At 45.6% G+C, this 13909-nt stretch carries 9 protein-coding genes; 3 read left to right on the forward strand and 6 right to left on the reverse strand.

From position 1 onward, the window contains the following. The 5 genes from LDL35_RS08755 to LDL35_RS08775 all read right to left on the reverse strand — a co-directional run. The coding region (locus LDL35_RS08755; protein WP_369694904.1) for an Rpn family recombination-promoting nuclease/putative transposase at nucleotides 1–313 on the reverse strand (313 nt) is incomplete at its 3' end. 36 nt (nucleotides 314–349) lie between these two features. Beyond that, nucleotides 350–2527 (reverse strand): PAS domain S-box protein, encoded by a 2178-nt coding sequence (locus tag LDL35_RS08760; protein ID WP_304021788.1) that lies wholly within the window; start codon nucleotides 2525–2527, stop codon nucleotides 350–352. 185 nt (nucleotides 2528–2712) lie between these two features. Next, nucleotides 2713–3348 (reverse strand): hypothetical protein, encoded by a 636-nt coding sequence (locus LDL35_RS08765; RefSeq protein ID WP_304021792.1) that lies wholly within the window; start codon nucleotides 3346–3348, stop codon nucleotides 2713–2715. A 29-nt stretch (nucleotides 3349–3377) separates the two neighbouring features. Continuing rightward, nucleotides 3378–4934 (reverse strand): response regulator, encoded by a 1557-nt coding sequence (locus tag LDL35_RS08770; RefSeq protein ID WP_304021795.1) that lies wholly within the window; start codon nucleotides 4932–4934, stop codon nucleotides 3378–3380. Next, the gene (locus LDL35_RS08775) at nucleotides 4931–6796 is read right to left on the reverse strand and encodes a hybrid sensor histidine kinase/response regulator (RefSeq protein WP_304021797.1); all 1866 of its coding nucleotides are present in this window, start codon (nucleotides 6794–6796) and stop codon (nucleotides 4931–4933) included. The genes LDL35_RS08770 and LDL35_RS08775 overlap by 4 nt, the downstream gene beginning before the upstream one ends. A gap of 445 nt (nucleotides 6797–7241) precedes the next feature. Between LDL35_RS08775 and LDL35_RS08780 the strand changes: the two genes are divergently transcribed. The 3 genes from LDL35_RS08780 (at nucleotide 7242) to LDL35_RS08790 (ending at nucleotide 13298) form a co-directional block, all read left to right on the forward strand. Next, the gene (locus tag LDL35_RS08780) at nucleotides 7242–10112 is read left to right on the forward strand and encodes a histidine kinase dimerization/phosphoacceptor domain -containing protein (RefSeq protein WP_304021799.1); all 2871 of its coding nucleotides are present in this window, start codon (nucleotides 7242–7244) and stop codon (nucleotides 10110–10112) included. Continuing rightward, nucleotides 10090–12054 carry a histidine kinase dimerization/phosphoacceptor domain -containing protein gene (locus tag LDL35_RS08785; RefSeq protein WP_304021801.1) on the forward strand — a complete coding sequence of 655 codons (1965 nt, stop codon included), beginning with the start codon at nucleotides 10090–10092 and terminating at the stop codon, nucleotides 12052–12054. Before LDL35_RS08780 ends, LDL35_RS08785 begins: the two co-directional genes overlap by 23 nt. 230 nt (nucleotides 12055–12284) lie before the next feature. Continuing rightward, the gene (locus LDL35_RS08790; RefSeq protein WP_304021804.1) at nucleotides 12285–13298 is read left to right on the forward strand and encodes a response regulator; all 1014 of its coding nucleotides are present in this window, start codon (nucleotides 12285–12287) and stop codon (nucleotides 13296–13298) included. Here the strand turns inward: LDL35_RS08790 and LDL35_RS08795 are convergent. Beyond that, on the reverse strand, nucleotides 13295–13909 hold a 615-nt coding region (locus LDL35_RS08795), incomplete at its 5' end, for an ATP-binding protein (RefSeq protein WP_304021806.1). The genes LDL35_RS08790 and LDL35_RS08795 overlap by 4 nt on opposite strands.

Raw genomic sequence — 13909 nt, forward strand, 5'->3', positions numbered from 1 at the left:
ATGAATGGCTAAGATCATCTAATATAAGAATGGAAGTCGTTTTTTGAAGAACACTATAATCATTTCCCTGTTTTATCTGCGATGCATACAGCCGTGCCCAATAGAAGAGGATCCTGCTCATCAGACTGGGTGAGTTTTGAAGTTGCATCTCAATATCAACCAGTTTTTTTGAATCAATAGTCGCTTTAATGTCCAGAATGACCTCTTTATTCTCTGAAAATGATTTAAGGATATATGGATTATTCTCTAATTTTTTAATAAACCATAACGGTTTTGAAGAGGAATCAGTAAACCGGAGATTTGTATCAATAATAACATGAGGAGAATTTTTCCGAAATCGGGAATTGTCTTATCCCTGATCTTTCTGCTCCCATGCACCGTCAGGAATTCTGATCTCAAAAACCGCTCCCTCACCCTCTTTTCCGGTTTCAGTAATCGATAACCCGGTGATATCAAGAATCTCACGGGTCAGGAATAACCCAAGACCGGTGTTCTTTCCAACCCCTTTCCTGAATATCCTCTCTTTCATATTCGCCGAAATTCCAACGCCGTCGTCCCTGATGACCCAGATGACATCTGTTCCGGTCTGGTACCAGTATGACGTTATTCTGGTAATCGTTCCACCATATCTGAGTGCATTATCCACAATGTTGAAGATCACCCGTTCGAGGAGGGGGTCGGCATATACAAAGAGGTCATTCAGCTCAATATTTACCTGGATATCGCCCATTTTCAGGCCTGATATCGCGGTTAAGAAAACCCGACCCGCATTCTGCCATACTGGTTCCTTCACCCCAAGATCCTGGTAATCCCTGGTAAATTCGATCTGTTCCTGAATGAGCAGGGCTACCTGATGTGCTTTTTTGATATATTGGGCACGCTGCTCTGTATTCTCCTCTTCCTCTGCATAGGTCAGGTATCCAAGAACTCCGGTCAGACTATTCAGAATATCATGCCTGGTAATCGATGAGAGGAGGTTTAGTTTCGCATTCACCAGTTCAACAGATGCCTGGGCGGATTTGAGATCCGTGATGTCAATGATTACCGCAACAACCCCGTTGATACTCCCGTTGGATCCTCTGAGTGGAGAGTATCTCCCTCTTAAAAACCGTTTTTTCGGACTCTCTCCGGGATGCTCAATCTCTTCATTGAATGGGACTTCACGGCCACTTAATGCACGGGTAATCAAGGGCATATGACGCTCAAACCTTGAATCCTGACAGAAATCCTCATAGGTATGCCCCTCTATTGCTTCGGGTTTCAGACCGAAGGATGAACTGAAACTGGTATTGGCAAGGAGAATTCGTCCTTCTTCATCAAAGCAGATGATGGATACCGGGACCGTGTCAATAATGGATCGGAGGAGGCCCTTATGTGAGCGAATCTCATCCTCAGCCATTTTCCGCTCGCTGATATCCCTGACCGATGCAATAACTCCGATAATGTCGCCTTTTGAGTCACGGAACGGGGTGTATATGATCGAAACCCAGCCACTCTTTCCGGTTGTGGGAATCTGGTACCATACATCCTGTGAGAGAGATTCATATCCCTTCAGGGCTTTTTCAAGAAGGCCATGGAGATCATCCCCTTTCAGCAAAGGAAGGAAATTCAGGGCTGGTTTTCCCAGTACTTCCTCTTCAGGAATGCCGGTAAGATGTTCCATGAACCGGTTCCAGACCCGGTATCTGAGCTTTGTATCATAGACTACAATACCTTCACTGACACTGGATAAGATCTCCTGAATGCACTGGTTTCGTGCTGAGAGGGATGCCTCCACCTCTTTGAGATAGGTGATATCATGCATGGTGGTGAGAAGAATGGGTTTTCCATTCCAGTTCAGGGAGCAGACTGAAAAATAACCGGTGATATATGTTCCGTCCTTTCTCCTGATCACGATCTCCTTCTCACGGGGAGATGATTGTTCATAAAGCCCGGTTACAATCTTCCTCCGGTCTTCTGGATCTTTGAAGATATTCAGGTCAAGAGAGGTCTTCCCGATCACGTCGTCCCGCTGATATCCGAGTACCTGCACAAAAGCCTGGTTAACCTCGATAAACTCACCGGTATCGGGATCGGTAATGCTCATCGGAATGGTGTTTTCAGAAAAGATCTTCTGGTATATCTGATTCTGGATCTGGTGATGATACATCCGGCTCCGGGTCTGAACTGAGGTCATGATAAGAGCGGTAAGGTTCTCTCTCCATGATGAAGAAGCAGAGTCAATCCTGAACCATCCGTCAATAAGGGGGAGAAGGTCATGCTGGTCTGGCTCAGGGGAACAATAGAGTATGGCTGCAGATTGCCAGTACGTTCTGATCTCCTGTATTGTGGACGAGAGATCCCTCTGACCTGGTTCGTCACCGATGAGGATGCAGGCAGCATCAGGGTACTTCTCCCATGCGGACCGGTCTGGTCGCACAATCACATCAATCTGGATCTGATCTGACTGAATACCTTCCAGTATGAGTCTGGAAATATCGTCAGGATATCCGTTCAGGAGAATATGAATGGGAACTCTGTGTGTCATGAGGGACGAAGGTGCAGGAGTCTATTCCTTCTTAATTGAATTCCATGTATATAGAGTTTCCAGTCAGCTTCCCATCCCTTGTTTATACCTGCAGAATGGGATTATGTCTGAATGCCCTCGTCGTATGGGACTTACCGATGGGTTTGGATCATCCGGATCATGGAGGAAGAGCTGACCGCTTCATGTTATTCATGGTGTGCAGATACCCATTGTCCGATTCCACAAAAGAGAAACCCGCAAGCACTGAGAAATGAGGTTGGTTTTATATTCATGCCGTATAAAAATGGATTTCCAAGGAAATATCCGATGATGAGGATCGCCCCGGCAGATGACAGGATTACCGCAAGGGCGGGTGCATATCTGAACTGATGCCGGTTTACGTACAGGCCCAGTGCACTCAGGAGAAATAAGAGAGCACTGACCGGTGACATGACACTCTCTGGTGCGATAAGATAGATCTGATCTGATGAATGGGTGTACCAGTGGATAATACTGGATTTTCCGAAGAAACTCACAAAAAATACCCATATCCCGATGAGGGCCGGAGGGATGAGGAGAACATCCTGAACAATCATAAACCTGAGATCCCGCACTCCATATTCCGCAAGATAGATACTTATTCCAAGAAGAATAAAGAGAAGAGCTGAAATCGGTGCTATTGTCACACTATCCGGCATGATCGTGACAAGGGATCGTGAGGAGAGTGCCCAGCCTGATAACCCCAGAACACCAATACCCACTATTGCCACTGCCCAGCATCCGGGGTGGAATATGAGCGGTTTATTCTGACCTGGTTTATGGATATGGGCACTATTCATCATAGATTTGGTTTTGGATCTCTGATATCCGGTTATGCCGGCTTTTGATCTTGTTTCTGAACCGGACGTTGTCTTTCTGGGTTTATTTCATAGGTCTTGTATCCGTTCAGTCCAAGGAGGACATTCCGGACCTTTTCAGATTTGAGGGACCCGAGGTCCAGTTTCCTGATACAGGCATCTATCTTCTGTATTGCCTGGATAACGGTATCATGCTCTTTCATGGTACATTCATCACAGCATGACATGATAACCGTGAGAGGATTTCGAATCTGATCCCCTAATATTGCAATCTGGTGAAGATTATCGTCAATCTGGGATACTGCCCGTTTCAGTTCTTCCATTGCATGTTTCCGGAAGGTGATATCGCGACAGATAATAAGGCAGAGTCTGGTCCCGTTCTCCTCAAACAAGTGAGCGCTTAGCTCAACCGGGATGACATGCCCGTCTTTTGCGATATGTTCACCTTCAAAGGTGAGGTGTTTCTTCTCAAGCAATGTGGACATGAACTCCTGGTAATGAGCAAACTGTTTTGCCGTGTCTATCTCTGCCATATGTTTGCTGAGCAGTTCTTCATGGGTATATCCAAGTAATGAGGAGGCGACACCATTTGCCTCCAGTATTCTGCCAAACTCGCCATTCGGGGTTATCTCATGCAGGATTATGGCATCGTTGGCATATTCAAAGAGGCTCTTATATCTCTTTTCAGATATCCGGAGTGCTTTATTCACATCCTCAAGTTCTGCAAGTTTCTTCTCAAGCTGGTGAATCAGGCGTTTGTTATGTTCTGTGAGGTATTCATTCTCTCCAAGGATTATGGTCTTTGGTTCAATCTGTTCTTCTGGAATTTCGTGAATCAGGTCGCGGATAATGGCGATAAACTCGGCAGGATCGGTAGGTTTTATGATAAACCGGTCTGCTCCCAGGCTTTCGGCAAATTCCCGATCCTTTTGTTCGGTATATGCAGCGGTGTAAAAGACAAAGGGGATCGAACTCAGGTTGGGATCCTTTTTGACCTCACGGCAGAGCTGAAATCCGTCCATCTTCGGAAGGAGGATATCAGAGATGATGAGGTCCACGTGTTCGGTCTGTAATGTTTCAAGAGCCTGCATGCCATCCTCAGTGGAGAGGACTGAATAGCCATATCCGGCCAGGAGCTTTTCAAGCAGGTATCGGTTAATGTATTGATCATCTACTATCAGAACATTCATTGCGATCTCATTCCCGGGTTTTGAAAGTACTTTTATCTGGTCCACAAAGGTGGCCGGATTAATCGGTTTTTCAATATAATCCGTCGCCCCTGCTGCAAGTATCCGTTCCTTGTCTCCGGCCATGGCATAGGAGGTGACGGCAATGATCGGGATGGTATCAATACCAGGAGTGCTCCGGATGATACGTGCGATCTCATATCCATCCATTTCAGGGAGCTGAATGTCAAGGAGGATAATCTCCGGCTTCTCTTCTTTTGCCTTCTGAATTCCTATTACTCCGTTTTCTGCTTCGATAACGGTATATCCCTGTGATTCCAGTAAAAAATGGATGAGGTACATATTTTGTGCATTATCTTCGATGACAAGAACCTTGTGAGTCATGATAATTCTTCTCCGGCTGGTAATATAACCGTAAATTCACTTCCCTTTCCAGGCTGACTGGTTACCGTAATGGTCCCCCCATGTAATTCAACGAGTTTTTTGCATATGGACAATCCAAGGCCGGTCCCTTCATGTTTCCGGGTGGTCCCGGTATCGATCTGCTGGAACGGCCTGAATAGTTTTTTCATCTCCTCTTCACTGATTCCGATACCGGTATCTGAAACAAAGATGTATACCTTCTTCTCCCTGAGCGAACTTTTCACGCAGATATATCCCTGTTCGGTGAATTTTATTGCATTATTGATGAGGTTGATGAGGATCTGTTCGATTCTTCGCTGGTCTCCGATAATAAACCCGGTGTCTGGAGATATGTCATGGTGGAGAAAAAGCCCTTTGTCCTCGGCACTCTTTCTCAGGGTTGTACAGACCGATTCTATTGCTTTTTGAACATCCACCGGTTCTCGTGAGATATTGAGTTCTCCTGCCTCAATCTTTGATATATCAAGGACATCATTGATGAGTGCAAGCAGGTGTCTGGCACTGTTCTGGACCATGCCAAGCTGCTTCTCCTGTTCTTTGTTTAGTGGCCCGGCAAGCCCCTGAAGGATGATTCCGGTAAACCCGATGATTGAATTGAGCGGGGTTCGGAGCTCATGGGACATGGTTGCGAGAAATGCGGACTTTAACTGATCTGCCTCCTCTGCACGGTTCCGCTCCCTGATAAGATCCTCGTTTGCAGCCTCAAGCTGCTGTGTTCTTTCCCTGACAAGATCTTCCAGATGGTCCCGGTATGATGATAACTCGTTGAATGCCTTGTTTTTCTGCTCTTCTTCCTGCTTTATCTTGCCTATCATCCGTTCAAAGGAGTGTGCAAGTTCCTGGACCTCACCTTTGGTATGAAGTTCTATCTTCTGATCCAGATTCCCGGTCTCGGTGATATTCCTTGTAATATCGGTCAGGTAGGAAAGGGGGCGGATTATGGTCTTGTCAAGGATGATAAGGGTGGTGATGCTGAGAAGGATAAGGGCGAGGAAGATAAAGAGAAGCATGTATGTAACCGACGCCAGCATCTCTTTTTCAATCTCATGGTACGGGATGGTGATCAGTAATTTCCAGCCCAGCATGGGTGAGGTATAAAAGATGAGATATGCAGACGGGAGGGTGAGAATACCTCTGCTGGTGTTCAGCAGATACGTTGTCTGTTCTTCCCCAAGACATTCACGGATATTGGTAAATAATGCGCTTTCATTTCGTGATGCCAGGATGATTCCACTCTCATTTACCAGCATTATCTCTCCGGATCTCCCGATATCAAATGAAGAGATATACCGGGTCAGGTTGGTGAGGGTGATGTCCGCCCCAAGGACACCATACACGGTCCCGTTCGGATAGGTCAGAGCCTTGACTATGCCGATATTGATATCCGGCGATGTGACCGACATATATGGTTCGGTCATCATGATTTTATCCGGGTTCTCTTTTCCAAGGATATACCAGGGCCGGTCCCTTGGGTCGTACCGGGTCGGCCTGGCTCTTGGATGGGATCTGACAAAGGTCCCTGTCTCCCTTCCCATGTATACCGAATTTACCGACGGGTGAGTAAGCCTGAATGCATTCAGATCATTGATAATTTTCGCCTCCCGCGGGCCGATATGATAGACGAAGGTATCTTCTGATGCATTCAGAAAATTCGTAAACCCGGTATCATCAGGATCAGTGATGATATCATGCAGCAGCAGTTCAGAGATATCCTGCTCAACTTCCCTGACAAAATTGGAGAGTGCAAAGTCGATGTGTTGTAATTGGTTCTCTGTATCGGCATGAATTGTCTGCAGGTTTTTTTCATGAATTGATGAAGGCATGATAACTCCCAGACAGACGAGTACAAGGGTAATTATGCATAAATATAACAAAAGAACCCGTGTCCGGAGTTTCATAAACGGATTATTTATCTTTCTTATATATATAGTACAATGATCGACATTTCTTGTATATGAGGTATGTCCATGAACGAGTACCTCCCATTTTTCTCACAATTTTCACAATTTTCTAATCATTCTATTCTTTTTTATCTCTCTTTCTCCGGTATCAGATCGGTATATCTTCTGTGAACCGGTGGGGAAAGTACTCAAATACTCAGAGGGCAATTGGATACTTATTGCATACATATTGCATGCTGATGGGTCATGAACAGAACATGGAATGAAGAGGGGTTTTTTGGAATATTGATGGTATACTGCCATGGTATTCATTCCTGCCGCGGTAATCTCACCTGTTTCAGAATGAACTCCGGGGACGGGGGGCTTTATGATATCTTCTCCTTCTGAAAATAAACAGCATTTCCTGTATTTGATCCTTGGATTATCACTCGTTTTCGGTCTCATTATTCTGATTGGATATCTGGCCGTTGAAAGTCAGCATCAGGAGACAGAAAAACAGATAACCACTGAACTAGAAACCGTCGCACAATTAAAGGCAAAAACTATTACGGACTGGTATCATGAGCGGTACTCTGATGCTGAAGTTGCCATGGTGAATCAGATCCCCTCTCAGTATCTGTATAATCTGGAAGTCTCCCAAAAATATGATGTTTCCAGGGAAGATATTATCGCCTGGTTCGACAGTCTGGTAGCCAGTTATGATTACCGGGGCATCATACTGCTGAACCGGACCGGTGAGATGGTGATATCTGTCCCTGACACGGCATCAGTATCCGGTTATAGTTCAGACACAACCCTGAAAAGAGCACTTGATTCTGATACTCCACTCTTCACTGACATCTTCAAAGACCCTGAATCAGGCATCATTCAGATAGAGTTCTGGGTCCCGGTCCGTCTCCGTCCGGGTGAAAGATCCTTAGGAGTCCTGGTCTTTCAGATCGATCCAGGAAGATATCTCTTCCCGCTGATCCAGACCTGGCCCACCCCAACCAGAAGTGCAGAATCCCTTATCGTCCGTCTGGTCGGAGATGAAGTTCTGTTTTTAAATGACCTTCGTCATGTGCCGAACGCAAGTCTTTCTCTCTCTATTCCGGCCAGTAAGGAGAATGTACCTGCGGTTATGGCGGCAAAGGGATATAAGGGGATCGTGAGAGGAGATGACTATCGTGGTGTCCCGGTTGTTGCTTCGATCACCAATATATCTGATACTCCCTGGTTCATTGTAGCGAAAATTGACCAGGATGAGATATATGCTCACTTCACCGAGTTCAGCCGGTTTGTGATGGGGGGTATTGTACTCCTCCTATGTATCGCCGGTCTTGGTGTACTGATATTCTGGAAAACAAGGGAGAATGAGAGAGAACTGACTGAACTGAATCATCGTCTCACTGAAGCACAACGAGCGGGTCGTGTCGGTATCTGGGAGTATTATATCAAAACCGGGAAGGTCTGGGCAACAAAGGAGGCATGTCGTATCTATGGACTTTCCCCTGTTGCGGATGGTTTGCATGACATCACGGAAATTCTGGATTGTATTCCTGACCGGGAACGGATCTCTACTGCAATTCATGATTTAATTGAACGGAATATTCCTTTTGATACCACCTATCGTATCCATCCTGCTGATGGGTCCGAAGACCGGTACCTGTCCTCTATCGGAGAGCTCCATTATGATGAAGAAGGAAAACCCGTCAAAGTGTTTGGGGTCATTCAGGATATCACTGAAAAATACCTGCTCATTGAAGACCTCAGGCAGAACCAGGAAAAATTGTCTGCATTATTTAACTCCCGGATCCTTGGTTCAGTTTTTTCTGATATTCATGGCAGTATATTTGAGGCAAATGATGAGTTTCTCCGGATTATTGGGTATACACGGGAGGAGTTCCTGAGGGACCGTGTGAAATGGACCGATATCACTCCCCCTGAATACCATGCCCGTGATGCTGAGGCGATAACCGAGGCACAACAGACCGGGGTCTGCAGTCCGTATGAAAAACAGTATATCAGAAAAGATGGTTCCCGGATATGGGTGCTTACCGGGTATGTACTTCTTGGTGAGGCCAGGGAAGAAGCAGTCGCATTTGTCCTTGATATCTCAACTTCAAAAGCGAATGAGGAGAGGATACAATCACTCAATCTGGAGCTTGAAGAGCGGGTCATTGAGCGGACAAATCAGTTACAGTTTATCAATGAAGAACTCCAGGCAGAGGTTCAAGAACGACGTTCTGCAGAGAAGAAACTTTTTGAGACCCTCTCGGTATTATCGGCCACCATCGAATCGACCCCCGATGGCATCTTTGTAGTGGATAATAACCGGAATATCTCGGTATATAATAAAATATTCGCAGATATGTGGCAGATTCCTGATTCTGTGCTGCGATTCGGTGATGAGCGGGCAGTCCTGAAAGAGCAGGCAGTAAGGGTAAAGAATCCGGGTTATTTCTGTTCCAGAATTGTAGAGATCTATCAAAATCCTGAACTAGACTCTTTTGATGTCATCGAACTGGCTGATAACAGGATATTTGAGCGGACATCAAGACCCCAGCGTATTGAGTACACCATTGTCGGCCGTGTCTTTAGTTATCATGATGTGACCAGACAGAAGGAGATGGAAGAACAGATAGCAACATCGCTTCGGGAGAAAGAGATCCTCTTAAAGGAGATTCATCACCGGGTCAAGAATAATATGCAGGTGGTATCAAGCCTCCTTTTCATGCAGTCCAGACTGTCAGAGGATCCCAGGCTGAAAGAGATCCTCCTTGAAAGCCAGAACCGGGTGAAATCGATAGCCCTGGTCCATGAAGAACTCTATCAGTCCATGGATCTTGATAGGATTGATTATACACGGTACCTCCGGAAGATTACCCGGAATATCTTTGACACATACAAGGTAGATTCCAATCGGATATCACTGCGGTTATCTGAAGAGACGGTGTACCTTACCATATCAAAAGCAGTTCCCTGTAGTCTTATCGTCAATGAACTCATCTCCAATAGTCTGAAACATGCATTTCCGGAGGGCCGGAGCGGGAAGGTCAGTATTGAATTTGTGCTCTCTCAAGGCGAGTATATTCTGATATATTCTGATAATGGAGTTGGATTGCCCCCGAATTTACGTATTGAATCACCAAAAACGCTTGGTCTTGAGTTGATCAACGGACTGGTAAAACAACTGACCGGTACGATGAAGATTGACCTTGGAGAAGGGATCAGGTATGAGATTCGATTCCCTGAATAACTGGCCGGTTGTTCTCCGCATCCTGTTATTTACGATTGCGTATTGTATACTTGCCAAATTATGCCTGAACTTTGGGATCAGTTACGGGAATGTCTCACCCATCTGGATTCCTTCCGGTATTGCTGCTGCTGCCATTCTTCGGTGGCGATATCCGGTTCTTCCTGGTGTTTTTGCCGCGACAACCCTGGTGGTATTGAGTACCGGTATATCACCGCTCTCCTCAGTTCTGATAGGTTGTGGGAACTGCATCGAGGCCCTGGTATTTTATTCCTTTTATCAGATCTTTCCTAAGGGACCATTCTCTCTGATCCCCCCTGTAAACACGTTCCGGTTTCTTGGAATCAGTGCGACATCATCCCTTATCGGAGGTTTTATCGGTGTTATAATCCTCGTGTCCCAGGGATATGTCCTGATGGATCAGATCCCGCTGAACCTGTTTACCTGGTGGCTTGGCGATCTCTCCGGGATGCTGATTATTACCCCTCTGCTTCTCTATTCCTATCCGAATAGTATTCCAAAGGTATCATGGAATGAGTGGGTTGAATACTTCCTGTATTACCTGATCCTGTTTCCGGGTTTATACCTCATCTTCCAAGGAACAAGCCCCTACCTGTTTCTCATCTTTGTAATCTATGCTGTGTTCCGGTTTTCCTCCATCCATGTGTTCGCCACACTGCTCATAGGTGATCTTATTGCCGTAACCATGGTCTGGTTAGAAAAAGGGGCATTTTTCGGTCAGAACCCCCCGGTTCATCTCCTCTCCATACAACTCTTCATCGTTGTTACTTCAATAACCGGGTTATTGCTCTTTTCGGTGGTAAGGGACAGGCTGAATGCACTGGAAGCATTGCAGAACCTGAACCGTTCTCTTACAAAACAGATTGAAGATCAGACTCAGATTATCCGTTCTCGTGAGGAACAATACCGGTTACTGGTTGATAATGTCCCTGATATCATCCTTGTTCATCAGGATGGAAAAATACTCTATGTAAATCCTGAAGCGCTCCGGATGCTTGGATATACAATTGAAGAGATTGTGGGAACATCCCTTTTGAGCTATATTCCGGTTGAGTATCATGCAACAATTGCAGACGCTATCCGCAAGCGGATGAAAGGAGAAGAGATAATCCCGTATGAAATTGAGATATTCACAAAAGGAGGGGAAAAGCGAACGGTTGAGGTCAGGGGGACGAAGATACATTATTCCGGAGTGCCTGCATCGCTCAATGTCCTGACTGATATCACGGAACGAAAGAGGATTGAAGACCAGTTACGGTACCTGAATGAAAACCTGGAGGGGCAGGTTCAGGAGCGAACAAAGGAACTGAATATTTCCTTACAGGAGAAGGAGGTTCTGCTCAAAGAGATTCATCATAGGGTTAAGAATAATATGCAGGTTGTCTCAAGTCTCCTCTTCATGCAGGCACGTTCCACACAGCAACCGGAAGTCAGGGATATTCTTCTGGAGTCGCAGAACCGGATCAGGTCAATTGCTCTTGTCCATGAGAAACTCTACCAGTCAGAAGATTTTAAGAAGATTGATTACAAGGATTACCTGGAGAAGATCGCTCACCATATCTTTGAATCATACCAGATATCCCCGGGGACTATTCTTCTTAAGGTCAGGTCAGAAGATGTATTCCTCTCGATTGAGAAAGCCGTTCCACTCAGCCTTATCGTCAATGAGCTGATTACCAACTCAATTAAGCACGCCTTTCCAAAGGGGCTGTCTGGAGAAATTCGCATAGATTTCTCTTTGGAAAACTCCCGGTACCGGCTCATCTATCAGGACAGCGGACCTGGGATTCCTGACAAAGGGGCCATAGAGAAACCCGATACACTGGGGATGCAGTTAATCAGGGGTCTTGCCGGACAACTTAATGGAACGGTCAGATATGAGACGTACCAGGGGTTTGGCTATATCATCGAATTTCCTGCTTGATCTTCCTGCCAGATTATTCGTTCATCCTCTCCTCTCATCCTCTCCTTTCATGCCCGGCATAGATGCCCGGCTTTGCGAAAAATATATGATAATCTGATGATCACAATCTCTATCTCCTTGTATGATAATATGTAGACTTCAGGATATTCAGAGCATCAGCTGATATCAGGGAACCGATCCCATACAACGTCCCTATTCCCACACCGTCACACTGAACGAGGCAGACAAGAATGAATTCAGCCACCCGGATACTTGTCGTTGAAGATGAGTTTGTAACCGGCCTTGAGATACGGGCACGCCTTGAAGACCTTGGGTATGAGGTCCTTGATATTCTTGATACCGGAGAAGAGGCGGTCAGAAAGGCTGGAGAACTCCGCCCTGATGTTATGATCATGGATATCACACTCCGCGGAGAGATGACCGGAATAGAGGCTGCTGATACCATCCGCAGAGATTATAATATACCGGTCATCTATCTTACCGCCCATTCTGATGAGGCAACGGTTCAGAAAGCGGTTCATTATGAGCCCTTCGGGTATCTCATAAAACCACTTGATGAACGGGCATTACATACCACAATCCGGATGGCTCTCTATAAACATGCCATGGACAAGGCTCTCATTGAGAGTGAAAAACGGTATCGGACCATTGCTGAACTCTCTGAAGATCTGCTCTTCATCCTAAACCGGGATACATCCATTGCATTTCTCAATTCCCGTGCCGTGGCTTTCTTTCATATCTCATCAGAAAATCCGCCATATCCTTCTCTGGAAGAGATTCTCCCATCCGATCTTTTCGAAAAGATCACGGTGCAGATCCAGACGGTCTTTGAATATGGCAGTTCTCTTCATGCTACTCATCATTTCACCTATCATGAGGAGGATTTCTGGTTTGACTGTTCAATCGTCCCGATTGTAACCGCAGACGGGGTTATAGAGGTTATTGGTCAGTTTCATGATGTCTCTGCCCTGGTCAGAATAGAGAAGGAGGTTGAAAAGAAAGGTCTGGTTCAGATTGAGCATAATATGGAACAGTTTCAGATCCTCAATGACCGGATTAGAAATCCTCTTTCAATCATTATGTCTCTTGCCTCACTGGAAGATACGAAAGAGAATGAAGAAATTATTGAGCAGGTGAAACGTATTGATGCCCTTGTCACCCAGCTGGACCACGGATGGGTTCAGTCAGATGCAGTCCGGGCGTTTCTCTTAAAGCATTATGGTCATGGGAAACCAATTGACTAGCCGGTCCCTCCTCCAGAGGGATCTGAGTCTGGTTTTTTTCCTGCAAACATCGTGATCATGAATTCACTGTCATCCAGTAATCTGAATTCTGGTTCTCTTCCGGAAAGATTCAGACACTCAGATATGATCAAGGGAATCCCTTCTCCTCGTTTTTCCATGTAATGAGAGCGGGGAATTGAGGATGAAAATCCTTTCACCGGAATCTCTGACAACAGCGATGTGATGAGTTCATTTCGTGTAATCTGCCGGTACGGGAGTGTGTCAATGGATATGGTATTTGGAAGACTTCCCGGAGAATAGATCTCAAGACGGTCATCAAAAATAAAAAACCGGATCTTGGATCCATAGATTGAATAATCCCGGTGAGCAACTGCATTCACTATCGCCTCAAATACAGCGATCTCAGAAAATGTAGGGTAATCTATCCTATATGGTATTTTTTTTGCCATCACTTGGTTATTTCGTCTCAAGAAATGTATTGCATCATCGATCTGAACATCAAGAGGGCCGGTTATCTTTCTGGCATCTATCTGTTCATTTGCATCTCTATGAATTCCCCGGTAACACACTGCTTCTATATATGCCCCGGTCAGAAATTGATGTGGCATCCG

The organism is Methanospirillum hungatei, from assembly GCF_020216685.1.
Lineage (GTDB): Archaea > Halobacteriota > Methanomicrobia > Methanomicrobiales > Methanospirillaceae > Methanospirillum > Methanospirillum hungatei_B.

Excerpts from the sequence above, each read along its gene's own strand:
- LDL35_RS08760 (WP_304021788.1), bottom strand. The coding sequence starts at position 2,527 with ATGACACACAGAGTTCCCATTCATATTCTCCTGAACGGATATCCTGAC.
- LDL35_RS08765 (WP_304021792.1), bottom strand. The coding sequence starts at position 3,348 with ATGATGAATAGTGCCCATATCCATAAACCAGGTCAGAATAAACCGCTC.
- LDL35_RS08785 (WP_304021801.1), top strand. The coding sequence starts at position 10,090 with ATGAGATTCGATTCCCTGAATAACTGGCCGGTTGTTCTCCGCATCCTG.
- LDL35_RS08770 (WP_304021795.1), bottom strand. The coding sequence starts at position 4,934 with ATGACTCACAAGGTTCTTGTCATCGAAGATAATGCACAAAATATGTAC.
- LDL35_RS08775 (WP_304021797.1), bottom strand. The coding sequence starts at position 6,796 with ATGCCTTCATCAATTCATGAAAAAAACCTGCAGACAATTCATGCCGAT.
- LDL35_RS08790 (WP_304021804.1), top strand. The coding sequence starts at position 12,285 with ATGAATTCAGCCACCCGGATACTTGTCGTTGAAGATGAGTTTGTAACC.
- LDL35_RS08780 (WP_304021799.1), top strand. The coding sequence starts at position 7,242 with ATGATATCTTCTCCTTCTGAAAATAAACAGCATTTCCTGTATTTGATC.